Source organism: Streptomyces flaveolus (genome assembly GCF_044765825.1).
Classification (GTDB): Bacteria; Actinomycetota; Actinomycetes; order Streptomycetales; family Streptomycetaceae; genus Streptomyces; species Streptomyces flaveolus.
Genome location: NZ_JBIWKU010000008.1, coordinates 323527 through 350109 on the forward strand (window position 1 = coordinate 323527; position 26583 = coordinate 350109).

A 26583-nucleotide genomic window follows, 5' to 3' on the forward strand; every position below is an offset into this window, starting at 1 on the left:
CCTGGTCTTGGGGCACGTGCCGCACGGAGCGCCGCACGTCAGTCGACCGGCCAGGTGTGGACCGGGGCGTTGAGATGCATGTAGTCCATGTACTGCTGGGTCATCCGCCGCAGGGCCTCGTGGCGGCCGACGTGGGTGGAGTCGTCGATGTGATGGAACATCTCCTTCTGCCAGACCGCGCCGTTGCGTCCCGTGACGCACCGCTGCTCGATGATGCCGAGCAGCGGCTCCCGCCAGGCCGCGTCCATGCCGGACAGCTCCAGTCCCCGGTGCGCCAGCGGCAGCAGACGCCGCAGTACGAGTTCGGGCACGGGCACCTCGCCCATGCCGGGCCAGTACAGCAGGGACTCGATGCCGTGCCGGGCCGCGGTGTGCAGATTGTCCTCGGCGACGGAGAACGACATCCGTGACCACACCGGCCGGTCCTCCTCCACCAGGGCGCGGGTGAGCCCGTAGTAGAAGGCGCCGTTGGCGAGGGTGTCGGCCACCGTGGGCCCGGCGGGCAGCACCCGGTTCTCCACCCGTACGTGCGGCTTGTCGTGGGCGACGGCGTAGACCGGGCGGTTCCAGCGGTAGATGGTGCCGTTGTGGAGGGTGAGTTCGCCCAGTTCGGGAATGTCACCGCGGTCCAGCGTCTCCGTCGGATTCTGGTCCTCGCACAGGGGCAGCAGCGCGGGGAAGTAGCGCAGGTTCTCCTCGAACAGGTCGAAGACGCTGTTGATCCACCGTTCGCCGAACCACACCCGCGGCCGCACTCCCTGCGCCTTGATCTCCTGCGGCCGGGTGTCGGTCGCCTGCTCGAACAGCGGGACACGGCTCTCGTGCCACAGTTCCTTGCCGAGCAGGAACGGCGAGTTCGCCGCGAGCGCGACCTGTATCCCGGCGATCGCCTGCGCGGCGTTCCAGTAGTCGGCGAACTCCTCGGGGGACACCTGGAGGTGGAACTGGGTGCTGGTGCACGCGGCCTCCGGAGTGATCGTGTCCGCGTAGGTCCGCAGCCGGTCGACGCCGTCCACCTCGATGTGCAGGTCCTCGCCCCGGGCCGCGAACACCTGGTCGTTGAGCATCCGGTAGCGCGGATTCTCCGACAGCGCGGCCTCGCCGACGTCCGACTGCCGCAGCGTGGGCAGGATGCCGATCATGATCAGGTGCGCGCCGACGGACTTCGCCCGGTCCTCCGCGTGATTCAGGGCGCCGCGGATCTCGGTCTCCCAGGAGTCGGGGCCGCCCGCCGTCAGCCGGCGGGGCGGGACGTTGATCTCCAGGTTGAACCGGCCCAGCTCGGTGGACCAGGCGGGGTCCGCGATGGCCTCCAGCGCGTCGCTGTTGCGCATCGCGGGTTCGGCCTCGTCGTCCACCAGGTTGAGCTCGATCTCCAGTCCCACCTGGGGCCGCTCGGTCTCGAACCGTGACTCGCGCAGCATCTGCGCGAAGGCCTCCAGACACTCCTGCATCTTGATCCGGTACCGGCGGCGGTCCTCGCGGGTGAAGACCAGCGCCGGGACGTCCCGTCCCATCGGCCCTCCCGTGGTTCCCTTCCTCGGACGCCTCTCCACCCCAGCGTCGCACCGCCGGGCGCCCGGCACCACGCGGGGCACCGTGCGGGGCGGCGGGCCGAGGGCGTCGAGGAGACGGCGGGAACGGGACGGCGCCCGCCGCACTCGGTGCGGCGGGCGCCGTGTCCGGCGGGCCTTCGCCCGGCCGGTGCGGGCTCAGAGCTTGCCCGACTCCCGCACCGTGATGGTCGCGGAGGTGCGGCCCGACGGGGAGGAACCGTAGCCCTCGATGGTGTCCACCACGTCCGTACCCTCGACGACCTTGCCGAAGACGACGTGCTTGCCGTCCAGCCACGGGGTGGGAACGGTGGTGATGAAGAACTGCGAGCCGTTGGAGTTCGGACCCGCGTTCGCCATCGAGAGCAGGTACGGGCCGGTGTGCTTCAGCTGGAAGTTCTCGTCCGCGAACTTCTCGCCGTAGATGCTCTTGCCACCGGTGCCGTTGCCCTCGGTGAAGTCACCGCCCTGCAGCATGAACTGCGGAATGACACGGTGGAACGGGGAGCCCTTGTAGCCGAAGCCGTGCTCGCCGGTCGCCAGCTCGATGAAGTTCTTGGCGGTCTTGGGGGTGACGTCCTCGAAGAGCTCGAAGACGATGCGGCCCGCGTCCTTGCCGTCGATGTCGATGTCGAAGAAAACCTTGGAATTGCTCATCCCACCATTGTGACGGGTGTGGTCCGCGAACCGGTAACCGGGCGGCCCGTCAACGGGTGGCGAGCAGCAGCAACGTGTCGATCACGCGGTTGGAGAAGCCCCACTCGTTGTCGTACCAGGCGACCACCTTGACGTGGTGGCCGTCGACCCGGGTGAGTTCCGCGTCGAAGATCGACGAGGCCGGGTTGCCGGTGATGTCCGACGACACCAGCGGGTCGTCCGAGTACTCGAGGACACCGGCGAGCGGGCCCTCGGCCGCGGCACGGTAGGCCGCCAGCACGTCCTCGCGCGTCACCTCGCGGGAGACTGTGGTGTTGAGCTCGACGATCGACCCGACCGGGACCGGCACACGGATCGAGTCGCCCGACAGCTTGCCGTCGAGGTTCGGCAGCACCAGACCGATCGCCTTGGCGGCGCCCGTGGTGGTGGGCACGATGTTCACGGCGGCGGCCCGGGCGCGGCGGGCGTCGCGGTGCGGACCGTCCTGGAGGTTCTGCTCCTGCGTGTAGGCGTGCACCGTCGTCATGAAGCCGTGCTCGATGCCGGCGAGCTCGTCCAGCACCGCGGCCAGCGGCGCGAGCGCGTTGGTCGTGCACGAGGCGTTGGAGACGACGGTGTGCACGTCCGGGTCGTAGGCATCGGTGTTGACCCCGTACGCGAGCGTCACGTCGGCGCCGTCCGACGGCGCGCTGACGAGCACCTTCCGGGCGCCCGCGTCGAGGTGGGCGCGCGCGGCCTTGGCCGACGTGAAGCGGCCGGTCGCCTCCAGCACGATGTCGACGCCCAGCTCGGCCCAGGGCAGCTGTGCCGGTTCGCGCTCGGCGAGCACCTTGATCCGGCGGCCGTCGACGACCAGGGAGTCCCCGTCGGCGGTCACCGGGCGGCCGAGCCGGCCGGCCGTGGTGTCGTACGCGAGCAGGCGCGCCAGCGTGGCGGGCTCCGTGAGGTCGTTGACGGCGACGACCTCCAGGTCACTGCCGCGTTCGAGCAGGGCGCGCAGCACATTGCGTCCGATGCGGCCGAATCCGTTGATGGCGATGCGAGTCATGAGTGTGTCCCTTCGTCTCGCCACCCAGACTGGCGCGGGGCGCACACCCGGGACAGCGGCGCGATCGCCACGGTTCGCAAGGATCCCGCCAGGCCGGTGGGCGAGGGTCACTCGCCCTGGGCGAAGGTCCGCCGGTACTGGGTCGGCGTGGTGCCGAGGATGCGCTGGAAGTGCAGCCGCAGATTCGTGGCGGTGCCGAGACCGACGTCGTCGGCGATCTGCTCCACGCTGCGCTGCGATCGTTCCAGCAGCTCACGCGCCATGTCGATGCGGGCGCGCATGATCCACTGCATCGGCGTGTACCCCGTGTCCTCGACGAAGCGCCGGGACAGGGTGCGCGGCGACACCGCCGCGTGCCGGGCCAGCGTCTCCAGGGTGAGGGGCTCGCCCAGCCGGTGCAGCGCCCACTCGCGGGTGGCGGCGAACCGCTCGCCGAGCGGCTCGGGCACGCTGCGCGGCACGTACTGCGCCTGGCCCCCGCTGCGGTAGGGCGCCGCCACCAGGCGCCGGGCCGCGTGGTTCGACGCGGCCACCCCGAGGTCGCCGCGCAGGATGTGCAGGCACAGGTCGATGCCGGAGGCGGCGCCCGCCGACGTGAGCACCCGGCCCTCGTCGACGAACAGCACGTTCTCGTCGACCCGGACCAGCGGATGCCTCGCCGCCAGCGCCCGTGTGTAGTGCCAGTGCGTCGTGGCCCGCCGGCCGTCGAGCAGGCCCGTGGCGGCGAGCGCGAAGGCGCCCGTCGAGATGGCCGCGAGCCGCGCGCCCCGGTCGTGGGCGGCGACCAGCGCGTCGACGACGGCCGGCGGCGGGTCCTCGCGGTCCGGGAACCGGTAGCCGGGCAGGAACACGAGGTCGGCCCACGTGAGCGCGTCGAGGCCGTGGGCGACGTGGTACGACAGGCCGTCGCCGCCGGTCACGAGGCCGGGCGTCGCGCCGCACACCCGCACCTCGTACGGCATGCTGGCGCGGGTCGTGAACACCTGCGCGGGAATGCCGACGTCGAGCGGCTTGGCACCCTCGAGCACAAGGACGGCGACGCGACGCAGGCGGGGGGCTGGCACGGTGACAGGGTATGCGGACACGCCCTGGGCCGTGTCCGCACGGCCCTAGGGACCGGCATGGACCTGGCAGGCCCACAGGCTGGGCGTCTCGGGGTACAGGTCGCGCAGTGCGCGTACCGTCGCGTGCAGGGCCCCGGCCGTACGGGCCACGTCCAGCGAGCCGCCGCCGGTGTGCAGTGCCTCGTACACGCCCCGCGCGACCTCGGCGCCGATGGCGTCCACGACGTGCCACAGGGAGCCGACGACGTGCGGGAAGCCCGCCATCTGCAGGGCGCTGACGATGTGGACGGCCTCGTCGGCGAGCTCCGGGCTGCTGCGCAGGGTGTCGCAGGCGGAGAGGTACGCCAGCCGCGCGGACGGCAGCCGGAGCCGCGCGAGGTCGCGGACGGTCAGCGGAGGCTCGGTGGCGTCGTGCAGCACCAGCCGGCTCTCGGACGGGCGCTCCAGATCACTGAGGGCATGGCAGGCGAAATGCGCGTGGGCGTGGCGGGGCAGGGCGGAGACGACCGCGGAGCGCGTGGCCGCGGTGTCCGCCAGCACCGCGGCACCGGGCAGCAGTCCGGCCAGGTGCTCCGTCTCGCGGCGCGCGCCGGGCAGGGGAGCGGCGCCGGCGGCCTCCGCGACGCCGACCACGAGGGTCGTGGTGCCCGCGGGCCGCGCGACACGCTGCCGGGCGTGGTGCAGGGCCCGCAGCGTCGGCGTGTACGAGGACGTCACCCGGTCGAGTGCTCCGGACACGCCGCCTGTGGGGGCCGCCGCGTGCAGCGGCAGCGTGCCCAGGGCGCCGCCGGGCGACCACCACACGCGGGGCCACGGCCCGGCGGGCCGGGCCGGGAGGCCCAGGTGGTCCAGGACCGGGCCGGTGACCGTCCGCCACAGCCAGTCGAGGGTGTCCCGGACGACCTGCTGGGCGCGCCGCGCGTGCTTGCGTGAGGTTCCGGGCGTCTCGATGCGCACGAGCGCCTCCTCGAACGCCTCCCGGTGTGCCGCCGTCGTCCGCGCATCGAGACCGGGCAGCGGCACGGCGTCGACGGAACGCCCGGTGACGACGAGGGCGTCGCTGCCGTAGGGGGAGACGTTGACCAGGACCACCGGGCCGGCCGCGGCCGTCGCCCGCAGCTCGCTCTCGTCCCACTCCCGCACCGGGCGCAGCAGACCGAGGCCGGGATGCTCGGCACGGATGCGGCGCGTGAGTTCCTGCCATTCGGCGGCCAGCCGCTGGCGCCGGTCGGCCCGCGCGTCCGCGGCGCGGGACGGACGCGCCGGGCCGCCCGGGAGTCGGTCCGTGAACTCCTCGCTCAGCCGCTCCCGGCCCTCGGTCGCCGTGTCGAGCGCCGCCCGGAGCTCCTCGAACCGGTCGGCGAGTCCGGGCGCCTTCTCCCGGAGCCGGGTGAGGTCGCTGTCCGCGTCGAAGGCATGGGACAGCAGGACGCCCCTGGCCTGCTCGAGGAGACCCACCGCGAGCCCGGGCCGGCCGCAGCGCACCGCACAGGCGGCCGCGGCGGCGCCGAGGCCGACGGTCCGGCCGAGCAGCAACTCCTGGTCGTCGCGCAGCAGATGGCGCGGCGCGACGGAGTGCAGCAGGTCGACCGCCCGCACATAGCCGTCCAGGGCGCGGTCCCACACGCCGAGCTCCGCCCACAGGTCGCCGCAGGCCCGCGCGGCGTTCAGCCGTTCCGAGGGCGGGCACTGCCGCTCCAGGGCGGCCGTCCGGAACACCTCGGCCGCCTCCGCCAGGTCGGCGTCGCGGCTCCGGCCGGTGCTCCGGTCCCGCAGGACGGCCCCCAGGTTCGTCAGCCGCAGCGCGCGCCGCGGGTGACCGGGCGGGGTGACCTCGACCGCCCGGCGCAGCAGGGCGACCGCCTCGGCCCGGGCGCCGGGCGACACCAGGGAGCCGAGGCCCGACAGACGGGAGTCGGCGGCCACCGTCAGCGCGGCGGGCAGCTCGGGCGAGTCACCGGGCAGCGCCGCGACGACCGCGTCGGCCAGCCGGCGCGCCTCCCGGACGTCAGCGGGCCGCCACGCCCGCTCGCAGCGGGCCATCAGGGCCATGGCCAGGTTGTGGCGTCGGCGCGGCAGGAGCGGGTCGTCCGCCGGGGTCAGCGCGAGTGCCTGCCGGAACAGCGCGACGGCTTCGTCGAGCCGGGCGGCCGGGTCGGGGGCACGCTCGAAACCGGTCATCACGCTGATCCCCGTGGAGCCGAGCAGCGTCGCGCGGTGCGCGCGGCCCATCCCGGGCAGCCGTCCGGCACGGTGCCGGCACTCCTGTGCCTCGCGCAGGTCCTCGTCGTCGCCCGACAGTCCGTGGCGCAGTCCCAGGGCCATCCCGAGGTTCAGCAGCCGCACGCCGAGCACCTCGTGCCCGTCAGGGGTGAGCGCCACGCCCTCCCGCAGCGCTTCGATCGCCTCGTTCAGCTCCGCCGGACGGCCGCTGTGCTGGTAACTGTCGCTCAGCACCAGGCCGAGATCGCACAGCGTCACGGGCCGCTCCGGGTGACCCGGCGGCAGCAGCGACTCGGCCCGCCGCAGGAACGCGAGGGCCTCGGCCAGGTCCGCGCGGTTGCCCTCGGGGTCCAGCCGGTAGCGGGCGTGCAGGGCCATCGCGGGTGCGAGCAGCCGCGTCGCCGTGCGGGGCGTCGCCTGCGTGGACACGGCCGCCACGGCGGACAGATGCGAGATCGCCGCGTCCAGATCGGCGGGATCGCCGCTCAGCGCGTAGCGGGCCCGCAGCGCGTTGCCCAGCGCGGCGCGTACGCCGACGCCCTGCTCGGGGTCCTGCGTCGCGTTCAGGGCCTCGGTGAACACCGCGACCGCCTCGTGCAGATCGTGCGGTCGGCCGGCCCGCTGGTAGCGAAGGACAAGTGCGAGGCCCAGGTTGACGCCTGCCGCGGCCGGGCCCTTAGGGTCGCCGGGAGCGGCCCGGCGGAACAGGTCCACCACCTCGTCGCACTCCTCGACGGTGCCGCCCTCCCGGTTGCGCAGCGCGAGCAGCGTGGCGCCCAGGGTGCTCAGGCAGTGGGCCAGGTGCGGGCTGCCGGCGGGGAGTTGGGCCAGCACGTCGCGGGCGATGCCGGCCGCTTCGTACAGGTCCTCCGGGTCGTGCGCGCGCTGATAGCGGTCCAGGAGCTGGATGCCCAGATTGCTGAGCGCCGGGAGCCGGTCGGGGGAGTGGCCGGGGAGGGCCTTGAGGGTGCGGTGGGTGAGCAGGAGCTCGGTGTCCGGGCCGGCCTCCGCGCCGTCCCGCTCGCGGAGGGACAGCGCGTGGGTCAGATCGGCGATCCGGGCGCCGTACGCGGGGTCGTCCTCCGGGGTCGCGAGGACGGCGAGGCTGCCCGCGGCGACGGCCGTGGCGAGCAGCACCTCGCGGCTCGGTGCCGAGGCGCTCACCCGCTCGGCCAGTGCGTACAGACGCAGGTCGTCCTCGGTGGCGTCGCGCGGCGGCCGGTGCTGCCGGCCCTCGGCCGCGATCAGGGACGCGGCGCACTGTGCCGACCACTCGGCGACACCGTCGGCGTCCGCCGGGTCGGGGAGGTCGGCGGGGTCGGCGGCGGCGAAGCCGGCCGCCAACTGCGGTGGCACGAGCCGGGGATCGGCCACCCACACGGGGAAGAGCAGCGTGCCGGCCATCGCTCCGTGGATGCTGCCCTCGACGCCGGAGGTGGCCGACGCGCGGGCGACGCACAGCCATCCGGCCACGTGCCGGGCCTCCAGATCGGTCCTCGGGTCCGTGGCCCGCAGCAGCGCCCGCAACTCGGCGTCCGCGGCCGGGCCGAACACCACGTCCGGGTCCGCCCCCGTGGCCGCGGTGCCGGCCCGCGCGAGGCGTGCGCTGACGGCCTGTACGAACCGGTCCCGGTCGTCCCTCACCCTGTCGTCCCCCTGCAGTCGACTCCGGCGGCTTGGCGACTCACTCTCCACTGTGCCCTTCCTGAGGCACACTGGGACCATGACCGTATCGCCCGGCGTTCCCGAACTCGTGCACCGTCAGGCGGCGTTGTGCGCCCTGCTCGGCTCCCGGGAGGAGATGCAGCGGCCCGGCGTCGGGGAGGCGGCCGAGCGTGCGCGGGATCTGCTGCGCGCGGGCGCGGGAGCCGACGAACTCGCCGCCTGCTTCGACGCCCTCGACCACGCCCTGCGCCGGGCCGGGTACGCGGGCGGGCTGCTCGTCGCGTCCCGGGGCGTCGGGGTGCCCGGCGTGACCACGCACCTCAAGGTGGCCGTGTGCCCCGGACCGGCACGCTGCAGCCGCACCGAACGCGTCCGCGACCTGCTGCCCGCCCCGCACTGCGCCGTCCACGACGCACGCATGCACAAGGCGCGCCTGCGCCCCGACCGGTGACCGCGCCAGGGCCGCCGACACCGTGAACCCCCTCCTCGCCACTCTGGGCGGCAAACTCACCGAGCGCTGGCTGAACCTGCTGGTGCTGCCCGGAGCGCTCTTCCTCGCCGTCGCGGCCGTCGGCACCCGCCTCGGGCACCGTCACTGGCACGACGTCGACCGGCTGCGCGACACGCTGGACGACCTCGCCGCCCGGCCCGCGCTGGACCGGACCGGCACCGCCGCACTCCTGGTGGCGTTCGTCCTGCTGACCGCCGCGGCGGCGGCGCTCGCCGCGCAGTTCCTCGGCGGCGCGATCGAGCGGTACTGGCTGCGTTCGGGCCGCGACCCGCTCTCGCGCGCCCTCACCGCGCGACGGCGGCGCCGGTGGACCCGGAGGGACGCCGAGCTCGAAGGGGCGGTGGCCCGCACCGCTCCGGCCGGCAGGGGAGCGGACGGTGCGCTGACGGTCCCCGCGGACGTGTGGGCGCGGATCCAGGACCTCACCGAGGCCCGCGACCGCATCTCGCTGCGCGCGCCGGTGCGGCCCTGCTGGTACGGGGACCGCATGCAGGCGGTGGCGGACCGCGTCGAGGACGCCTACGGTGCCGACCTCGCGGCGCTGTGGCCCCGGCTGTGGCTGATCCTCCCCGAACCCGCCGTACGGCAGATCCAGTCGTCCCGCGACTCCTTCGGCGCCGCGGGACGGCTCGCGGCCTGGTCGGCCGGCTACGCCCTGGTCGCCTGCTGGTGGTGGCCGGCCGCGCTGCCCGCCGTCGCCTGCGCCGCCGTGTCCCGGGCACGGGCCCGGGCGGCGCTGGAGGCGCTGGCGGAACTCGTCGAGGCCGCCGTCGACGTCCACGGCAGGGAACTGGCCGCCCGGGTCGGCCTGGTGGCCCCGGACTCGGCCGGGCCGCTGGCCGCCGCCACGGGCGACCGGATGTCGGAGCTCTTCCGGAAGGCCGGCTGAGGCCGTGGCGGGACCGGCCCGGCCGCCGGATCAGTCCAGACCGAGGACGTCCATGGTGTGCTCGGCCATGCGGCGCTCTCCCAGGGCGTTGGGGTGGACGGGGACCAGGTTCTGGCCGAACAGCAGCGGTTCGATCCACCGGGTGCCGGCGGCCTTGCAGGCGTCGTGCCCCTCGGAAGCCCCGGCGAAGTCCACGTAGGTGACGCCGGTCTCCGCGGCGGCGCGCTGGACGACCGCGTTGAGGTGCGCCTGGATGCCCCGCAGATAGGGCACGTCACCGGAGGCGATCGGCAGCTTCAGGAAGCAGGCCGGATCGGCGGTGGCCGGCACGATCCACGGGTAACCCAGGGCCGCCACACGGGCGTTGGGTGCCTTCGCGCGGACGCTGCGCAGAGCTTCCTTGAGGGCGGGGTAGGTGTTCGCCTCGATCTGGTCGTCGAAGGACGTGCCGTGCTTGTCCTTGCAGGGGCTCCCCTTGCCGCCGCTGAGCAGGCCCGCGGTGCCGCAGGCCGTCACCGCGTTGATGAACGTGCCGTTGTCGTTGCCGCCGATGGTCAGCGTCACCAGGTCCGTTCCCGCGCCGAGCGCGTCCACCTGGGGGGCGACGCCCGGGTACTGGGCCTGCGTGAAGTGCTTCGTCTCGGCGGCGCCGCAGGTGACGTCGTCGAGGCGGGCGCCCGTCCGGGAGGCGATGACGTGCGGGTAGTTCGCGGTGGATCGCAGACACAGCAGGTTCGTCGGGTCCACGGGCAGGACGCCGGAGCCGGCGCTGTAGCTGTCGCCGAGGGCGACGTAGTCGAGGGACGGTGTGGTGTCGGCGGCGGCAGCGGTGACACTGAGGGCCAGCGTGCCGACCGCGGCGGCTGTCGCGGTCATGACACGGCGCACGGCATGCTTCGGCATGTGCTCTCTCTTCTCAAGAAGCGGACACGCGAAAGCGGGCACGGCGGTGCCCGCGCAGGCGTGCTGATCGGTGAGAATGCGGCGGCTCGAGCGAGGGAACGTGGAGTACCGAACGCGAGTTACCAATCGGTTCTACCGTTAAGTAATGTGCCCGCGGTCTCATCACCGCGTCAACGTTGTCGACTGAACTTCTTGCAGCGGACCCGCCCGTGCCCTACGACGCCTGACGGCACCCGTGGAGAGCCCGGGCTGTTCTAAAGTGGCCTTCACCAGTGCAGACGACTGCGGATCAGTGAGGTAGTCACCAACCATGCCGACCGAAACGTTTGAGTTCCAGGTAGAGGCGCGTCAGCTCCTGCAGCTGATGATCCACTCGGTCTACTCGAACAAGGACGTCTTCCTGCGCGAGCTCGTCTCCAACGCCTCCGACGCGCTGGACAAGCTGCGCCTGGCCGCCCTGCGGGACGACTCGCTCGACGTCGACGTGAGCGACCTGCACATCGAGCTCGACATCGACAGCCAGGCCCGTACCCTCACCGTGCGGGACAACGGCATCGGGATGTCGTACGACGAGGTGACGCGGCTCATCGGCACCATCGCCAACTCGGGCACGGCCGCGTTCCTCAAGGAGCTGCGAGAGGCTCAGGACGGCGACGGGACCGACGGGCTCATCGGGCAGTTCGGCGTCGGCTTCTACTCGGGCTTCATGGTGGCCGACGAGGTCACCCTCGTGACCTGCCGCGCCGGCGAGACCCAGGGCACGCGCTGGACCTCGCGCGGCGAGGGCACGTACACCCTGGAAACGGTCGACGAGGCGCCGCAGGGAACCGCCGTCACCCTCCACCTCAAGCCGGCGGACACCGAGAACCAGCTCCACGACTACACCTCCCCCTGGAAGGTGAAGGAGATCGTCAAGCGGTACTCGGACTTCATCACCTGGCCCATCCGCCTCGTCGGGGAAACCGGAGACGGCGGCGAGCCCGGTGAGGCGGAGACCCTCAACTCGATGAAGGCCCTGTGGGCGCGCCCGCGCGACGAGGTGTCCGACGACGAGTACCACGAGCTGTACAAGCACCTCAGCCACGACTGGCGCGAGCCGCTGGAGACGATCCGGTTCCAGGCGGAGGGCACCTTCGAGTACCAGGCCCTGCTCTTCGTCCCCTCCCACGCCCCGCACGACCTGTTCACCCAGGGGCACCGGCGCGGCGTGCAGCTCTACGTGAAGCGCGTCTTCATCATGGACGACTGCGAGGAACTCCTCCCGCCCTACCTGCGCTTCGTCAAGGGCGTCGTCGACGCGCAGGACCTCTCGCTCAACGTCTCCCGCGAGATCCTCCAGCAGGACCGCCACATCCGCATGATCCAGCGCCGCCTGACCAAGAAGGTCCTGTCGACGCTCAAGGACATGAGGGCGTCCGCGCCGGACCGCTACGCCACGCTGTGGCGGGAGTTCGGTGCCGTCCTCAAGGAGGGCCTGATCACGGACTCCGAGAACCGCGAGGCGATCCTCGCCGTCTCCTCGTTCGCCACCACGCACGACGCCGAGGCGCCGGTCACGCTGAAGCAGTACGTGGAGCGGATGAAGGAGGGACAGGACACCGTCTGGTTCATGACGGGCGAGTCCCGGCAGGCCATGGAGGCGTCCCCGCACATGGAGGCCTTCCGGGCCAAGGGCGTCGAGGTCCTGCTGCTCACCGACCCGGTGGACGAGGTGTGGACCGACGCGGTGGGCGAGTACGAGGGCAAGCGGCTGCGGTCGGTGACCAAGGGCGAGATCGACCTCGACGGCGGCGAGGACGAGAAGACCGACGCCGAGAAGGACCGGCGGAGCGAGGAGTACGCAGGGCTGCTCGGCTGGATGACCGAGCACCTGGGCGAGGACGTCAAGGAGGTCCGCCTCTCCTCCCGCCTCACGGTCTCCCCGGCCTGTGTCGTCTCCGACGCCGACGACCTCACGCCCGCGCTGGAGAACATGTACCGGGCGATGGGCCAGGAGGTCCCCCACGCCAAGCGCATCCTCGAACTCAACCCGGAGCACCAGCTGGTGAAGGCCCTGAACCGGGCCTACACCGAGCGCGAGGACCGCACGGAGGTCACCGAGACCGCCGAACTCCTCCACGCCCTCGCGGTGCTCGCCGAGGGCGGCCGGCCCCAGGAGCCGGCCCGGTTCGTCAAGCTCGTGGCGGACCGCCTGGAGCGCACCCTGTAGGCACGCGGGACGGCAGGCTGAGGGCGCCCCCCGGCCGCCCTCAGCCGCCGTACTCGATGGCCACCCCGCCGACGCCGGTCGTGAGCGGTCCGCTGCAGCCCACGCCGGCCGAACTGGTCCCGCCGGGCGACACGTAGATCCAGTTCGAGTAGCTGTCGACGGACCACCCGCAGATCGCGCGCACCGAGAACGCGTGCGGCTGCGTCCCGGGGTTGTGGCACTCGCCGTAGGCCGTGTCATGGGCGATCCAGGTGTGGCACTGCAGCACATTGCCCTCGGCGGCCGCGGGTGAGGCGGTCACGAGACCGACCGTCCCCGTCAGAGCGACCGCGGCCGCTCCGGTGACGAGTGCGCGCTTCCAGAGAACCTTCATGTCATGCCCTTCCGTTCACCGACGTTGCGTCCAGTGAAGGCCCTGGGCGCGCCGGCGTGAACCTGTGACCTGACAGGGAGGGCCCGGGCCGCGCACCGCCGCCCGGAGCTGAGAGGGTGAGGGCATGCGTCTGTACGAAGAACGTCTCGGCGTCCCGAGATCCGCGTTCTGGGTCGCCGCTCTGCTGAGCGTGATGGCCGCCGTCGTCCTGCTGCCCTTCGGGCCCGTCGCCGCCGTCACCGGGCTGGCGGTCGTGGCGGCCCTCACCGCACTGGGGCTGCACGCCTACGGCGCCGCCGCCATCGTGGTGACGGACCGGCACCTGACGGCCGGGCAGCTCCGGTTCCCGCTCACCGCCCTCGGACTGGCGGAGATCCTCGACGCCGAAGAGGCGTTCCTGTGGCGCACCCGGCGGGCCGACGTCCGCGCGAAGATGCTGCTGCGCAGCCACATCCCGACGGCCCTGCGCATCGAGATCGACGACCCGGACTGCCCCGCCCCCTACGTGTACCTCTCCACGCGGCAGCCGACCACCCTCCTCGCCGTGCTGTCCTTCGCCCGCCGCTGACCGGGTTGTCCGGGCCACCGGGTCCTCAGGGGATCTTCACCCAGTCGAGTGTGCGTTCCACCGCCTGCTTCCAGCCGGCGTAGCCCTCCGCGCGCTGCTCGTCGGTCCACCGGGGCTCCCAGCGCCTGGACTCGTGCCAGTGCGTGCGCAGTTCGTCGGTGTCCCGCCAGAACCCCGTGGCCAGCCCCGCCGCATAGGCGGCGCCCAGCGCGGTGGTCTCCGCGACGACGGGACGGCTGACCGGGACGCCGAGGACGTCGGACTGGATCTGCATGCAGAGGTCGTTGGCGGTCACACCGCCGTCGACCTTGAGCACGTCGAGATGGACCCCGGAGTCCTGCTCCATGGCCTCCACGACGTCGCGGCTCTGGTAGCAGATGGCCTCCAGGGTGGCCCGGGCCAGGTGCGCGTTGTCGTTGTAGCGGGCGAGGCCGACGATCGCCCCGCGGGCGTCGGAGCGCCAGTACGGCGCGAAGAGGCCGGAGAAGGCGGGGACGAAGTACATGCCGCCGTTGTCGTCGACGGTGCGGGCGAGGTCCTCGCTCTCGGCGGCGGTCTTGATGATCTTCATCTGGTCGCGCAGCCACTGCACGGCGGAGCCGGTCACCGCGATGGAGCCCTCGAGCGCGTACACGACGGGGTCGTCGCCGAATCGGTAGGCCACCGTGGTGAGCAGACCGTGCTGGGAACGGACCAGTTCCGTCCCGGTGTTGAGCACCAGGAAGTTGCCGGTGCCATAGGTGTTCTTGGCCTCGCCGGGGCGGAAGCACACCTGCCCGACCGTGGCCGCCTGCTGGTCGCCGAGGACCCCGCCGATCGGGAGGGGAGCGCGCAGCGGCCGGGTCGTCCGGGTCACCCCGTACGCCTCGGGGTGCGAGGAGGCGTTGATGGCCGGCAGCATCGCCCGGGGGATGCCGAAGAAGCCCAGCAGCTCGTCGTCCCAGTCGAGCGTCTCCAGGTTCATCAGCATGGTGCGGCTGGCGTTCGTCACGTCGGTGGCGTGGATGCCGCCGTCGGGCCCGCCCGTCAGGTTCCACAGGACCCACGCGTCGGTGTTGCCGAAGAGCGCGTGGCCCCGTTCCGCCGCTTCGCGTACGCCGTCGACGTTCTCCAGGATCCACTGGATCTTGCCGCCGGAGAAGTACGTCGCCGGGGGCAGGCCCGCCTTGCGCCGGATGACGTCGCCCTTGCCCGAGCGTTCGAGGTTCGCCGCGATCGCGTCGGTGCGCGTGTCCTGCCACACGATGGCGTTGTAGTAGGGGCGGCCGTTGCGGGGATCCCAGACCACCGTGGTCTCACGCTGGTTGGTGATGCCGATCGCCTGCAGGTCGGTCGCCGAGAGGCCGCCGTAGCGGAGGGCGTTCTGCATCACCGAGTTGGTGCGCTCCCAGATCTCCACCGGGTCGTGCTCCACCCACCCGGAACGCGGGAGGATCTGGGCGTGCTCCAGCTGGTGCTTCGCCACCTCGTTGCCGCCGTGGTCGAAGATCATGAATCGGGTGCTGGTGGTCCCCTGGTCCACCGCGCCGACGAAGTCCGCCATGATGTCTGCCTCTCCAGCCGGTGTGGTCAGTCCGCGGGTGCCGGGACCCGTCCCGGAGGCTCGGGTTCGGCGGTGGGCAGGAAGCGGCCGATGAACGCCTTGTACAGACCCGCGCCGAGCACGCCACCGATCAGCGGCGCGACGATCGGCACCCAGAAGTAGAAGTTCCCGTACTGATCCCGCCACGCTCCGCCGTACCCGGTGATGAAACTGGCCAGCCGGGGACCGAAGTCGCGGGCCGGGTTGATGGCGTAGCCCGCGTTCGTACCGAAGGCCATGCCGATCGCCACCACGACCAGGCCGATGATGAAGGGGGCCAGGTTCGCCCCCGGCGGCGAGTTCAGCAGGTCCGTGAGGGCCATGATCAGCAGCAGCAGGATGGCGGTGCCGATGACCTGGTCGCGAAAGGCGCCCCACTCGTGGACCGGGAGAGCGGTGTTCCCGTTGGCGGGGAGCGTGGAGAACACGAACTGCGTCTTGAGGGTGTGGCCGGGGTCGGCCTTCGCCAGCGCTTCGGTGTAGTTCCAGCGGACCAGCAGAGCGGCCACGAAGGCCCCGGCCGTCTGGGCCAGCACGTAGGGCGCCACCTTGCGCCACGAGAACCCCTTGAACACGGCGAGGGCGACGGTCACCGCGGGGTTGAGGTGAGCACCGCTGAGCCGCGCCGCCACGTAGACGCCCAGGGTGACGCCAAGCCCCCACGCCCAGGAGATGCTGTCGTGGTTCCCGAGGCCGCCTGGCGGGTCCGTGAGGGCTCCGCCCGCGACCACCTGGGCGACCACGCCGCAGCCGAAGAGAATGAGGATCATCGTGCCGGCGAATTCAGCCGACATTTCTCCGATCAACGGAGACCGCTTGTTCCGCTCAGCCATGACAGCTCGCCTTCCGCCGGCTGGGCCGGCCGTCGATCACTCGAGCGACCTCTGTCACGCTAGGGCCGATCGAGGACGGGCGCATGCCGGACGCAACGGCGGCACCACGGGCCGTCGACCGCGAACTCCGCGCCTCAGCACCGCGTTTCGGAGCGGGAGCCGCCGGCCGGGCGGGGTGACAAAAGGCTCGCGCACGCTGCGCCGTACGGGTTTCGGCATGGACCGGTGTTCGAGGGCAACCTTGTGAGCGGGTTGTGAGTCTTCTGATCGATCACACCGTGATCGGACCCACGAGGAGACCATCATCAGCGCCATACGCAAGACCCTGACCGCCACCGCCGTCGTCGGTGCCGTCCTCGCGGGCTCCGCCGCCTGCGGCACGGTGGAGCAGCTCTCCGCCGGCAAGAAGCTCGACCAGGCCTTCGAGGAGCTCGGCAAGAAGAAGACGCTCTCCTTCGAGCTCGACATGGACACCGACGTCGCGTCGCTGAAGGCGCTCGACGCCGCATCCGAGCCCGCGCCCGGCGAGGAGATCCCGGACGAGGCCGCCGAGCTGATCAGCGACGCGAAGATCACGGTCACCGTGGAGTCGAAGAAGCCGCTCGACGAGTCCGGCGAGAAGGACGTCGTCGGCATGGCCATGAAGGTCAGCAGCTCGGACGGCGACCTCGTCGAGTACCGGATGATCGGCGACTACGTCTACGTCCGTTCCGACGTCGAGACCCTCGGCAAGGCGATGGGCAGTCCCATGCCGTCCATCGAGGATCTGCCCCCGGAGGCCGGGGGGCTCAAGGACGCCCTCGAGGGCAAGTGGGTGAAGATCAGCACCAAGGAGATGGAGGACGTCGCCGCCGAGGGGGAGGAGGGCGGGGACGCTCCCGGGCCCGGGCCGACCCTCGACGCCAAGACGCAGAAGAAGCTCATGAAGGCGCTGCGCGAGGTCGTCGCCCGCGAGGTGGAGCTGAAGACGTCCGACGGCAAGGACGGCGTCGAGCACGTCACCGCCACCGCTCCCTTCCGCACGCTGATCACCGAGCTGCTGGGCGAGATCCGCCCGCTGGCGAAGGACCTGCCCCCGGGCATGGAGCTGCCGACGGACAAGGACCTCAAGGACGCCCCCGACACCGATGCGACGGCGGACTTCACGCTCAAGAACGGCGAGCTGACCGAGGTGGACATCGACCTCGCCAAGCTCGCGGAGGACGCCGACGTCAAGAAGCTGGGCGTGACCCTGCGGATCACCGACGGCACCCGCCCCACCGCCCCGGCCGGTGCCACCGAGCTGGATCCGGCCGCACTCATGGGGGGCCTCTTCGCCGGCCCGGGGACGGACGAGGGGGAGTTCGCCGAGAGCGGCCTCACCGACCCGGACTTCCCGGAGGACGAGTTCTGACCGCGCCGAGCGCGATCGGTGCGGACACCGCACTCCTACGGTGAGCGGCCGCGCGAGTGCGGTCCGTCCGCTCAGCGGCCCCCGCGCCGTTCACGGCCCGGGCCGGACGACGCCGTAGGTGACGAGCGCCGGGGTCCGCCGCCGCACCGGGGTGCGCGGGCTCCGCGACCACCGGCCGATCCCGGTGCGGTTGAGGTGCGACGCGGCGGCGCACCCACCGGGCGAAGACCCGCCGGATCGCACGCAACGCCGGGCTCACCGCCACCGCGGCCCTGACCGTCTGGCCGGCCGCCAGGTGTGATCGAGCGCAGCCCTCGATCGTGATGACCGCCGACGCGCCGGAGGACCCCGGGTGTCCGCGACACATCCTGACGGCGGCTGGGGCGCGCGGCGGGCCCGCCGCCTGCGCCCCCCGCCCGACCTCGGTCTCACACGGTGTCGCTCCCGGTCGGGCTCGGACACACCTGCCGCACGGACCGGCCGGGAAGCACGGCTGCGGGCCCGTGAACCGGCCCGGCGCGCGAACACCCCCGGGGCTCAGGGCCGTCGACTGCCGCGCGGTCGCCGGCCACCGGCGGCCGTCGAACAAGGCGATCGACCGCTCACGCGCCGGACAACGGCCGCTGCTCCCGCTCGACATCGCCGCCAGGGCCCCACGGCGGGACCCAGCCGCCGCCGGCCGGCCGGATGCCGGCCGTGGCGGCCGGGCGGGAATGGCGTGATGCCATGCGGTGGACCGATAAACCGCATTCAACGGATTGTCACTGCTTCGAGGTAAGCATCCCGTCTCCCTGGTCGATGCGGCCATTCCAGCGGCTAGCTTTCTGCAGGCAGATGGATTCCCGTGATCCCTCCTTCTCGATGCCCACTCCTCCCTGTCTCCCGGTCGGCGCACCCGTGTGCGTCGGTCGACCCGCCGTGCAAGGAGAAAGCCTCCCGATGTCCGTCGACAGCCTTCCGGAAGCTCAGACCCCACCCGACACGCCACAGCAGTCCCTGAGTACCGCCGCTGCCCGCAACCTCACCACCACCACCAAGTCCGCCCCGCAGATGCAGGAGATCACCTCCCGCTGGCTGCTGCGCATGCTGCCCTGGGTCGAGGCCGACGGCGGCGCCTACCGGGTCAACCGACGGTTGCGGCACACCCTCGGCGACGGGCGCATCGAGTTCGTCCAGGAGGGCGCCACGGTCCGGGTGGTCCCGCGGGAGCTCACCGAGCTGGCCCTGCTGCGCGGATTCACGGACACGGACGTCCTCACCGCCCTCGCCGACCGCTGCACGCAGCGCGACTTCGCGGCGGGCGAAGTCCTCGTCGAGCGCGGCAGTCCCGCAGACCGCATCCACCTCATCGCCCACGGCCGGGTCAGCCAGACCTCTGAGGGCAAGTACGGTGGAGAGATCGCCATCGCGGTGCTCGCGGACGGCGACCACTTCGGCGAGAAGGCACTGTCGGACTCCGACGCCCGGCACGACTGCACGGTCACCGCCGAGACCTCCGGCACCCTCCTCACCCTGTCCCGAGCCGACTTCACCTCGGTCCAGGCCTCCGCGCCGCATCTGCGGGCCCACGTCGACGAGTTCACCTCCCGGACGCGGCAGCGGCAGAACAAACACGGCGAGGCCGAGATCGCCCTGTCGGCCGGCCACGTCGGCGAGACCGAACTGCCCGGGACCTTCGTCGACTACGAACTGCAGCCGCGCGAGTACGAGCTCTCCGTCGCCCAGACCGTTCTGCGGATCCACACGCGGGTCGCCGACCTCTACAACGGTCCGATGCATCAGACCGAGGAGCAACTCCGGCTCACCGTCGAGGCCTTGCGTGAGCGGCAGGAACACGAGCTGATCAACAACCGCGAGTTCGGGCTGCTGCACAATGCCGACTTCAAGCAGCGCATCCAGTCCCGCACCGGCCGGCCGACCCCGGACGACATGGACGATCTGCTCTGCCGTCGGCGCGGCACCAAGATGTTCCTCGCCCACCCCAGGACCATCGCCGCCATCGGACACGGCTTCAACGCCTGTGGTCTCTACCCCGACCACGTCGACCTCGGCGGGCAATCCGTCCCCGCCTGGCGGGGCGTCCCCATCCTGCCCTGCAACAAGATCCCGATCAGCAAGGAGCAGACCAGCTCCATCATCGCGATGCGCACCGGCGAGAAGAACCAGGGCGTCATCGGCCTGCGGCAGACAGGACTGGCGGACGAGTACGAACCGGGCCTCTCGGTGAGGTTCATGGGCATCAACGAGCAGGCGGTCATCTCCTACCTCGTCAGCACCTACTACTCCGCCGCGGTGCTCCTGCCCGACGCCCTCGGCGTGATGGAGAACGTACAGATCGCCCCCGTGCCGCGCTGAAGCCCTGAAGCGCCCGCAGGGCCACGCCCGGCACGTCCCACGCACCACGGAGCGTCCACCCCACAGCAGCAAGGAGCCGCCGATGCCCGACTCCGGGTCCCTCGGAACATCACCCCCTGGACAGGGGCCGACGCCGCCCACAGCCGTGCCGGACATCCCCGCCCCGGTGATCCCGGGCCTCTCGGTCAGGCCGACCGCGTCCGACTTCCTGGCCGCACTGCATCCACCGCTCTCGATCCCCGACCCGGCGCCACCCCCGGCGCCCGCCCCCGCCGTGACGGACACGCCCGTCACGACCGCGGCCGACTCCGCGCTCCGGCGGATCCTGCGCGGACCGACCGGACCGGGCACGGCCTCCCTCGCCCTGGCCGGAAGATACAGGAAGCAACCGGATCCGGTGTCCCCGGCATCCGCTCCGCCCGCCGCCGGACGAGCCGTTCCCGGCCTCTACCATCACCCCGTCCCGGAGCCCGACCCCGTTCGGGTCGAGGAGGTGAGCCGCCGGATCAAGCGCTGGGCCGAGGACGAGGTCCAGCTCTATCCCGAGGAGTGGGAGGGGCAGTTCGACGGCTTTTCCGTCGGCCGTTACATGGTCGTCTGCCACCCCGACGCCCCGACCGTCGACCACCTGATGCTCGCCACGCGGCTGATGGTCGCGGAGAACGCGGTGGACGACTGCTACTGCGAGGACCACGGCGGCTCACCGGTCGGTCTCGGCGGGCGCCTCCTCCTCGCGCACACCGCGATCGACCACTTCCACACCACCGCGGAGTACACGCCGGCGTGGCGGGAATCCCTCACAGTGGACGCCCCGCGCCGGGCGTACCACAGCGCCATGGACTACTTCGTCCGCGCCGCCTCACCCTCCCAGGCCGACCGCTACCGGCACGACATGGCCCGGCTGCACATGGGCTACCTCGCCGAAGCCGCCTGGGCGCAGACCGGACACGTCCCGGAGGTGTGGGAGTACCTGGCGATGCGCCAGTTCAACAACTTCCGCCCCTGCCCCACGATCACCGACACCGTCGGCGGCTACGAACTGCCCGCGGACCTCCACGCCCGGCCGGACATGCAACGGGTCATCGCCCTCGCCGGCAACGCGACCACCATCGTCAACGACCTCTATTCGTACACCAAGGAACTCAACAGTCCGGGTCGCCACCTGAATCTGCCGGTGGTGATCGCGGAACGAGAGCAACTCTCCGAGCGCGACGCCTATCTCAAGGCCGTCGAGGTCCACAACGAACTCCAGCACGCCTTCGAGGCCGCCGCGGCCGACCTCGCCGAGGCCTGCCCCCTGCCCACCGTGCTGCGCTTCCTGAGGGGCGTGGCCGCCTGGGTCGACGGCAATCACGACTGGCACCGCACCAACACCTACCGCTACAGCCTGCCCGACTTCTGGTAAAGAACGGACATATCTGTGACCACTGAGACCACCTCCACCGCCACCGCGAAGATCCCGGCCCCGGCGACGCCGTACCAGGAGGACATCGCCCGCTACTGGAACAACGAGGCGCGGCCGGTCAACCTCCGCCTCGGTGACGTGGACGGGCTCTATCACCACCACTACGGCATCGGCGCCGTGGACCATGCCGCGCTCGGCGACCCGGCACACAGCGAGTACGAGAAGAAGGTCGTCGCGGAGCTGCACCGGCTGGAGTCGGCACAGGCGGAGTTCCTCATGGACCACCTCGGCCCGGTCGGTCCCGGCGACACACTCGTCGACGCCGGTTGCGGACGCGGCGGCTCCATGGTCATGGCCCACCGCCGCTTCGGCTGCCGGGTCGAGGGCGTCACCCTCTCCGCCGCCCAGGCCGACTTCGGCAACCGGCGCGCGCGAGAACTGCGTATCGACGACCACGTCCGCTCCCGCGTGTGCAACATGCTCGACACGCCCTTCGACAAGGGCAGCGTCACGGCCTCGTGGAACAATGAGTCGACCATGTACGTCGACCTCCACGATCTGTTCGCCGAGCACTCCCGCTTCCTGAAGGCCGGCGGCCGGTACGTGACCATCACCGGCTGCTGGAACCCGCGTTACGGCCAGCCGTCGAAGTGGGTCTCGCAGATCAACGCCCACTTCGAGTGCAACATCCATTCCCGCCGCGAGTATCTGCGCGCCATGGCCGACAACCGGCTCGTGCCGCACACCATCGTCGACCTCACGCCCGACACACTGCCCTACTGGGAGCTGCGGGCGACGTCCTCGCTCGTCACCGGGATCGAGGAGGCGTTCATCGAGTCCTACCGCGACGGCTCCTTCCAGTACGTTCTGATCGCGGCCGACCGCGTGTAGGCCCCGCCGTGGGGGCCGGGTCGCCCGCCGGCGACTCCGGCCCCTCCACGAGAACCCTCCGGCCGGTACCTCCACCGGGGCGTGCCGGGCCCGGTCGAAGGTCTCCAGGTCGTTGCGGATCGCTGTCGGGGTGGCGCTCTGCTGTCGGCCGATACGGTCGCGTTCCTCGGGGGCGGGCGCCAGGATCGGCACATGCGACCGACCTTCGTTCTCGTGCACAGCCCGTCCGTGGGCCCCTCGACCTGGCAGCCCGTGGCCGAACAGCTCACGGCGGCCGGACACCGGGTAGTGGTGCCGTCCCTGCTGCACGTGGGCGCCAGTGGCCCTCCCTTCTGGCCCCACGTCGTCCGTGCCGTCCGCGGACCACTCCGTCAGGTCCCGGCCGGCAGCCCGGTCACGCTGGTCGCCCACAGCAACGCGGGGCTGTTCCTCCCCGTGATCCGCTCGGGCCTCGACCACCCGGTGGCCGGCTCGGTCTTCGTCGACGCCGCACTGCCCGCGCGCACCGGACCGACCCCGGTCGCCGCACCCGAGTTCCTGGAGTTCCTCCGCCCGATGGCGGTGAACGGGACACTGCCGCGCTGGACCGACTGGTGGGACGAGGCGGACGTCGCCCCCATGTTCGCCGACCCGGGGATGCGGCGCACGGTCGTCGAGGAGCAGCCCACCCTGCCGCTGTCCTACTACGAGCAGCGGGTCCCGGTCCCCGGGGGGTGGGACGACCATCCCTGTTCCTACCTGCTGTTCGGGCCTCCGTACGAGGAGGCCGCCGTCGAGGCGCGCGAACGCGGCTGGCGGGTGGCACACCTGCCCGGCGAGCACCTCCACCAGATCGTCGACCCCGCCGGCACCGCCCGGCACCTCGTCGAACTCGCCGGCATGGCCTGATCGTCGTCCGGACGGCTCCGGGGCCCGCGGGTCCCGGAGCGACACCGCCCCGGCGGAGGTGCCGCGCGCTCGGCCGGGGCGAGTCGGAACCGGATCAGCGGGTCGTGGTGACCCGGTGCTCCTTCAGGGCCGCACAGTTGGAGCCGGTCACCTGCACGGACACGCTGCCGATGCTGCCGCCCCAGTCGACGCAGTGGCCCTTGCCGTAGGCGTACACCGGGCCCGCGTACGACGTGTACGTCCCGTAGTCGCCGTCACCCTGGTCGGTGTCGGGGACGTACAGGTACGCGGACATGTCCACGGCCGTGCCGACGGTGTTGCGGATGGTCACGACGCAGTTCTTGCCGTTGGCGGAGTTGTAGGTCAGGTAGACGGTCCCCCGGGAGCCGATGGGCGCGGAGTTGACGGTCTTGTAGCCGCTGCCGCAGACGGTCCCCGGAGTGACGCTCGCCGCGGCGGAGGCGGGCGCGGCCAGGGCGGTGGTGCCCCCGACGGACACCGCCACCAGTGCGGCCGCGGCCAGCTTGGCACGAGTCGAGATCATTTTTCCCCCTTGTGTGGTCTTGGAGCCGGTTGGTGCTCCTGCCTGGTGTGACCCGTCACGTACCGGAATGGTTGTGCCGCTGTCGCGAGCGAAAGGGGTCAACCGGCGTGCACGGGGCGCACACTGACGACCCGTCTGCCGGGTCGGGGGCGCGCGATCGCGTCGCCCACGGCGGTCCCCGGCACGCTCAGACCGCCTGGGGACGCCGTGCGAGAAAGACGAACTCCCGGCCCGGACGGTCAGGAGCCTCCCGCACGTCGTCGACCACGTACCCCTGTGCGATCAGGTCCGCCTCGACCTCCTCGCGCTCCCGGAAACGCAACGTCGACTCCGACGTCAGTACCTGCCCGTCCACCGCGAAGACGTACGTCCAGCGGAACGTCACCAACGGCAGGCTCACGTCGGTCACCTCGACCCAGCTCTCGACCGAGCCGACGCCCGGAACGTCAATCACGCGTCGGGACCGCTCACGGTTCCACTCCTCCCAGGCGCGGCGGGCCGGAACCCGCGTCTCGAACATCAGGTGCCCGCCCGGCCGCAGGGATCGGTACGTCCTGCGCAGAGTCTCCTGCCACGTCCGCGGGGTCACGACGGCCTGAGCCACGTTCGCCGTCATGGTCGCCAGATCGACCCGCAGGGGCGGGAGCGCCGAGGCGTCCCCGCTGATCCACCGCACCCGTTCACTGCCGGGCTTGCCCCGGGCCACGTCGAGGGACGCCTCGGCGGGGTCCACCCCGACGACCTCGATCCCCCGGTCGGCGAGCAGGAGGGCGAACACCCCTGTCCCGCAGCCGATGTCCAGCACCCGGCGTGCACCGAGCTCCTCGGCCATGCGCACGTACGCGTCGAGATCACCGCGATCGGGGTCGAGCGGGTCATGGATCGCGGCGAGCCGTGGATGCCCGAAGCACTCGTCAGCCATGGGGCCGACAGTATGCGGCACCGGATCCGAGCGACCACTCAGTTTCACTGCCGCCCAGGGAAGTTGGACGCACCATCGACGCGCGACGGGTATCGCTGCTAAACCTGCACCACCTGCACCACCTGCACCCACCGTTCAAGGAGGAGCATGTGAGAGCCCGTAGCGCGGCCACCCGGACCGCCTCGGCACTTGTCGCCGCCCTCGCGCTGAGCGCCGGCCTGGCCGGCCCCGCCGTCGCGGCGCCCGGGGTGGAGGCCGAACCGGCCGCCGCACCCCGGTCCGTGACGGGGGCGGCGGCCACCGCGACCGACCCCGTCACCCATGAGCAGAACGACCGCGTCCCGGAGGGCTCGGTCTGGACCCAGCACTACTTCCCGTCCTCGGACGGCTCCGGCACCCAACTCCACGCCGATGTCCTGCTGCCGGAGAAACTGGCCGGAAAGAAGAACGCGAAGGTGCCGGTCATCCTGTCGATCGGCCCGTACTTCGCCCACTCCGGGCAGACCGGCCCGGAGGGCTGGACCCACACCGGCCCCTCGTCCCGCTTCCAGGACTTCATCGAGGGCACCGACCTGTTCGACCAGGGCTACGCCTTCGTCATGGTGGACCTGCGCGGCTTCGGCGGCTCCACCGGCTGCCTCGACTGGGGCGGCCCCGGCGAACAGGCCGACGTGAAGGCCGCGGTCGACTGGGCCGCGAAGCAGCCGTGGTCCACCGGCGCCGTGGGCATGTACGGCAAGTCGTACGACGCCGTCACCGGCCTCATCGGCAACAACCTGGACCAGCGCGCCCTCAAGGCCGTCGTCGCCCAGGAACCCCTGTGGGACATGTACCAGTACATCTACTCCAACGGCGTCCCCCGCCCGAACGTGACCGGCACCGCCGGCGCGTACAACTCCATCGCCACCATGCCCCCGATGGCGGACGACGACCCGCGCTACCAGGCCAACGCCCGGTACGAGGAGACCCACCCGGAGTGCCTGACGGAGAACTCGGCCGGATACCGCATATCCGACCAGGAGGACCCGTACTGGACCTCCCGCGACCTGGCGAAGATGGCCAGGGGCAGTGACACCCCGCTCTTCGTCACCCAGGGCTTCATCGAGAACAACACCAAGCCCGAGGAGATGGAGGAGTACCTGGACAACCACCGGGGCCCCGAGCGCGGCTGGCTCGGCCAGTGGGACCACGTGCGCGGCGGCGACCGCGTCGGTGACGGACGCCTGGCCATGGGCCGTGAGGGCTGGTACGACGAGACCCTGTCCTTCTACGACCAGTACCTCAAGGGCATCAGGCCGACCGTCCGCTACCCGGACTACGCCGTCGAGGACTCCACCGGTGCCTGGCGCGCCCAGCGCACCTGGCCCGTCACGGACCGGTCCGTCACCCTTCCGCTCGGCGGCGGCTCGTACGTGGACGACGGCGGCGCGTCCGCCCGTGCGGCACTGACCGCCTCGGGCGAACCGGCACCGCAGCCGTCCGCGCAGCCGACCGGCACGTGGGACATGGAGAACGCGCCCGCGACCGAGCAGGCCCCGCCGCGAGGACTGGCGAAGGAACTGGCGAAGCGTCAGCAGGCCGGTGCGGTCACCTCCAGTTTCTTCGTCTGGTCGAAGCCGCTGAAGAAGGACGTGCGCGTCACCGGCACCCCGCAGATCTCGCTCACCGCGAAGGGCGAGGGCAACGTGATGCTCAAGCTGTACGACGTCGCCCCGGACGGCACCGCCGTCATGTTCGACGAACAGGTCTCCCTGGTCGACTCGGGCCGGCTGGCCGTCGATCTGAAGGCGACCGACTGGACCCTCGCCGCGGGACACGTCCTGGCCGTGGAGATCGGTTCCATCCGAACCGGCTCGTGGCGTGACACCCCGTCGGGCGAGACCATCCAGGTCAAGGGCGCGAAGCTCAGGCTGGCCCTGGACGACCCGGCCGACGACGTCGCCACCGCCGGAGCCCGCTCGCCGTTCCTGGACACGTATCTGCGCCAGTACACGGTGAACCTGCCGGCCGGTCCGGCGACGTTCACGGTGGTTCCGGGCGGCCGCCTCTGACCCTCCGGCCGGCCCCGGCAGCAGGACGGCCGGGGCCGGCCCCCACCCGGGGCCGG

21 protein-coding genes are annotated in these 26583 nt (G+C 71.9%); 10 read left to right on the forward strand and 11 right to left on the reverse strand.

Features of this window, described 5'->3' with window-relative positions:
• Positions 1 to 38: 38 nt before the first annotated feature.
• The 5 genes from ACIRG6_RS25125 to ACIRG6_RS25145 form a co-directional block, all read right to left on the reverse strand.
• A complete protein-coding gene (locus ACIRG6_RS25125; protein WP_350721536.1) occupies positions 39 to 1517 on the reverse strand; it encodes a glutamate-cysteine ligase family protein in 1479 nt (492 codons plus the stop codon).
• Positions 1518 to 1712: 195 nt separating this feature from the next.
• Complete coding sequence (locus tag ACIRG6_RS25130; protein WP_318215954.1) at positions 1713 to 2210, reverse strand: peptidylprolyl isomerase; 498 nt, start codon at positions 2208 to 2210, stop codon at positions 1713 to 1715.
• 49 nt (positions 2211 to 2259) lie between these two features.
• Positions 2260 to 3258, reverse strand: a complete 999-nt coding sequence (gene gap, locus ACIRG6_RS25135; RefSeq protein WP_364821294.1) for a type I glyceraldehyde-3-phosphate dehydrogenase — start codon at positions 3256 to 3258, stop codon at positions 2260 to 2262.
• Between the two features lie 107 nt (positions 3259 to 3365).
• Positions 3366 to 4322 (reverse strand): GlxA family transcriptional regulator, encoded by a 957-nt coding sequence (locus tag ACIRG6_RS25140; RefSeq protein ID WP_364680645.1) that lies wholly within the window; start codon positions 4320 to 4322, stop codon positions 3366 to 3368.
• A gap of 45 nt (positions 4323 to 4367) precedes the next feature.
• Positions 4368 to 8189 (reverse strand): CHAT domain-containing tetratricopeptide repeat protein, encoded by a 3822-nt coding sequence (locus tag ACIRG6_RS25145; RefSeq protein ID WP_403324625.1) that lies wholly within the window; start codon positions 8187 to 8189, stop codon positions 4368 to 4370.
• Positions 8190 to 8268: 79 nt separating this feature from the next.
• On the opposite strand from ACIRG6_RS25145, the gene ACIRG6_RS25150 reads away from it, so the two are divergent.
• Complete coding sequence (locus ACIRG6_RS25150) at positions 8269 to 8661, forward strand: hypothetical protein (protein WP_239769425.1); 393 nt, start codon at positions 8269 to 8271, stop codon at positions 8659 to 8661.
• Positions 8662 to 8683: 22 nt separating this feature from the next.
• The gene (locus ACIRG6_RS25155; RefSeq protein WP_403324626.1) at positions 8684 to 9610 is read left to right on the forward strand and encodes a hypothetical protein; all 927 of its coding nucleotides are present in this window, start codon (positions 8684 to 8686) and stop codon (positions 9608 to 9610) included.
• Positions 9611 to 9640: 30 nt separating this feature from the next.
• Here the strand turns inward: ACIRG6_RS25155 and ACIRG6_RS25160 are convergent, their stop codons facing one another.
• Positions 9641 to 10513 (reverse strand): SGNH/GDSL hydrolase family protein, encoded by an 873-nt coding sequence (locus tag ACIRG6_RS25160; protein ID WP_364821289.1) that lies wholly within the window; start codon positions 10511 to 10513, stop codon positions 9641 to 9643.
• Positions 10514 to 10823: 310 nt separating this feature from the next.
• Here ACIRG6_RS25160 and htpG point away from each other — a divergent pair, with 310 nt between their 5' ends.
• Entirely contained in the window at positions 10824 to 12722 is a 1899-nt protein-coding gene (htpG, locus tag ACIRG6_RS25165; RefSeq protein ID WP_403324627.1) for a molecular chaperone HtpG, read from the forward strand.
• A 40-nt stretch (positions 12723 to 12762) separates the two neighbouring features.
• Here the strand turns inward: htpG and ACIRG6_RS25170 are convergent, their stop codons facing one another.
• A complete protein-coding gene (locus ACIRG6_RS25170; RefSeq protein WP_403324628.1) occupies positions 12763 to 13095 on the reverse strand; it encodes a hypothetical protein in 333 nt (110 codons plus the stop codon).
• 124 nt (positions 13096 to 13219) lie between these two features.
• Here ACIRG6_RS25170 and ACIRG6_RS25175 point away from each other — a divergent pair, with 124 nt between their 5' ends.
• Positions 13220 to 13663 (forward strand): DUF3093 domain-containing protein, encoded by a 444-nt coding sequence (locus tag ACIRG6_RS25175; RefSeq protein ID WP_239769430.1) that lies wholly within the window; start codon positions 13220 to 13222, stop codon positions 13661 to 13663.
• 25 nt (positions 13664 to 13688) lie between these two features.
• Here the strand turns inward: ACIRG6_RS25175 and glpK are convergent, their stop codons facing one another.
• Positions 13689 to 15206, reverse strand: coding sequence for a glycerol kinase GlpK (gene glpK, locus ACIRG6_RS25180; protein ID WP_364680662.1), 1518 nt, complete (start codon positions 15204 to 15206; stop codon positions 13689 to 13691).
• Between the two features lie 26 nt (positions 15207 to 15232).
• Entirely contained in the window at positions 15233 to 16078 is an 846-nt protein-coding gene (locus ACIRG6_RS25185) for an MIP/aquaporin family protein (protein ID WP_318215962.1), read from the reverse strand.
• A gap of 382 nt (positions 16079 to 16460) precedes the next feature.
• Here ACIRG6_RS25185 and ACIRG6_RS25190 point away from each other — a divergent pair, with 382 nt between their 5' ends.
• The 5 genes from ACIRG6_RS25190 to ACIRG6_RS25210 all read left to right on the forward strand — a co-directional run bounded on the left by ACIRG6_RS25190 (position 16461) and on the right by ACIRG6_RS25210 (position 23010).
• Positions 16461 to 17471 (forward strand): hypothetical protein, encoded by a 1011-nt coding sequence (locus ACIRG6_RS25190; protein WP_350721547.1) that lies wholly within the window; start codon positions 16461 to 16463, stop codon positions 17469 to 17471.
• A gap of 939 nt (positions 17472 to 18410) precedes the next feature.
• Entirely contained in the window at positions 18411 to 19826 is a 1416-nt protein-coding gene (locus tag ACIRG6_RS25195; protein ID WP_403324629.1) for a family 2B encapsulin nanocompartment shell protein, read from the forward strand.
• A gap of 82 nt (positions 19827 to 19908) precedes the next feature.
• Complete coding sequence (locus ACIRG6_RS25200) at positions 19909 to 21231, forward strand: family 2 encapsulin nanocompartment cargo protein terpene cyclase (protein ID WP_403324630.1); 1323 nt, start codon at positions 19909 to 19911, stop codon at positions 21229 to 21231.
• 15 nt (positions 21232 to 21246) lie between these two features.
• Positions 21247 to 22122: a geranyl diphosphate 2-C-methyltransferase gene (locus tag ACIRG6_RS25205; RefSeq protein WP_350721550.1), complete on the forward strand. Its 876-nt coding sequence runs from the start codon at positions 21247 to 21249 to the stop codon at positions 22120 to 22122.
• A 192-nt stretch (positions 22123 to 22314) separates the two neighbouring features.
• On the forward strand, positions 22315 to 23010 hold the full coding sequence (locus ACIRG6_RS25210; RefSeq protein ID WP_364680677.1) for an alpha/beta fold hydrolase: 696 nt from the start codon (positions 22315 to 22317) through the stop codon (positions 23008 to 23010).
• 94 nt (positions 23011 to 23104) lie between these two features.
• Here ACIRG6_RS25210 and ACIRG6_RS25215 read toward each other — a convergent pair whose 3' ends face one another.
• On the reverse strand, positions 23105 to 23554 hold the full coding sequence (locus tag ACIRG6_RS25215; protein WP_239769438.1) for a spore-associated protein: 450 nt from the start codon (positions 23552 to 23554) through the stop codon (positions 23105 to 23107).
• 187 nt (positions 23555 to 23741) lie between these two features.
• Positions 23742 to 24476 (reverse strand): class I SAM-dependent methyltransferase, encoded by a 735-nt coding sequence (locus tag ACIRG6_RS25220; RefSeq protein ID WP_364680680.1) that lies wholly within the window; start codon positions 24474 to 24476, stop codon positions 23742 to 23744.
• A 149-nt stretch (positions 24477 to 24625) separates the two neighbouring features.
• Between ACIRG6_RS25220 and ACIRG6_RS25225 the strand changes: the two genes are divergently transcribed.
• Positions 24626 to 26527, forward strand: a complete 1902-nt coding sequence (locus tag ACIRG6_RS25225) for a CocE/NonD family hydrolase (RefSeq protein WP_403324631.1) — start codon at positions 24626 to 24628, stop codon at positions 26525 to 26527.
• Positions 26528 to 26583 lie beyond the last annotated feature (56 nt).

Bases quoted from the DNA above. Each gene is read 5' to 3' on its own strand.
- ACIRG6_RS25160 (WP_364821289.1), bottom strand. From the start codon at position 10,513: ATGCCGAAGCATGCCGTGCGCCGTGTCATGACCGCGACAGCCGCCGCG.
- ACIRG6_RS25175 (WP_239769430.1), top strand. From the start codon at position 13,220: ATGCGTCTGTACGAAGAACGTCTCGGCGTCCCGAGATCCGCGTTCTGG.
- ACIRG6_RS25210 (WP_364680677.1), top strand. From the start codon at position 22,315: ATGCGACCGACCTTCGTTCTCGTGCACAGCCCGTCCGTGGGCCCCTCG.
- ACIRG6_RS25220 (WP_364680680.1), bottom strand. From the start codon at position 24,476: ATGGCTGACGAGTGCTTCGGGCATCCACGGCTCGCCGCGATCCATGAC.
- ACIRG6_RS25215 (WP_239769438.1), bottom strand. From the start codon at position 23,554: ATGATCTCGACTCGTGCCAAGCTGGCCGCGGCCGCACTGGTGGCGGTG.
- ACIRG6_RS25185 (WP_318215962.1), bottom strand. From the start codon at position 16,078: ATGGCTGAGCGGAACAAGCGGTCTCCGTTGATCGGAGAAATGTCGGCT.
- ACIRG6_RS25125 (WP_350721536.1), bottom strand. From the start codon at position 1,517: ATGGGACGGGACGTCCCGGCGCTGGTCTTCACCCGCGAGGACCGCCGC.
- ACIRG6_RS25150 (WP_239769425.1), top strand. From the start codon at position 8,269: ATGACCGTATCGCCCGGCGTTCCCGAACTCGTGCACCGTCAGGCGGCG.
- gap (WP_364821294.1), bottom strand. From the start codon at position 3,258: ATGACTCGCATCGCCATCAACGGATTCGGCCGCATCGGACGCAATGTG.
- ACIRG6_RS25200 (WP_403324630.1), top strand. From the start codon at position 19,909: ATGCCCGACTCCGGGTCCCTCGGAACATCACCCCCTGGACAGGGGCCG.
- ACIRG6_RS25170 (WP_403324628.1), bottom strand. From the start codon at position 13,095: ATGAAGGTTCTCTGGAAGCGCGCACTCGTCACCGGAGCGGCCGCGGTC.
- htpG (WP_403324627.1), top strand. From the start codon at position 10,824: ATGCCGACCGAAACGTTTGAGTTCCAGGTAGAGGCGCGTCAGCTCCTG.
- glpK (WP_364680662.1), bottom strand. From the start codon at position 15,206: ATGGCGGACTTCGTCGGCGCGGTGGACCAGGGGACCACCAGCACCCGA.
- ACIRG6_RS25130 (WP_318215954.1), bottom strand. From the start codon at position 2,210: ATGAGCAATTCCAAGGTTTTCTTCGACATCGACATCGACGGCAAGGAC.
- ACIRG6_RS25195 (WP_403324629.1), top strand. From the start codon at position 18,411: ATGTCCGTCGACAGCCTTCCGGAAGCTCAGACCCCACCCGACACGCCA.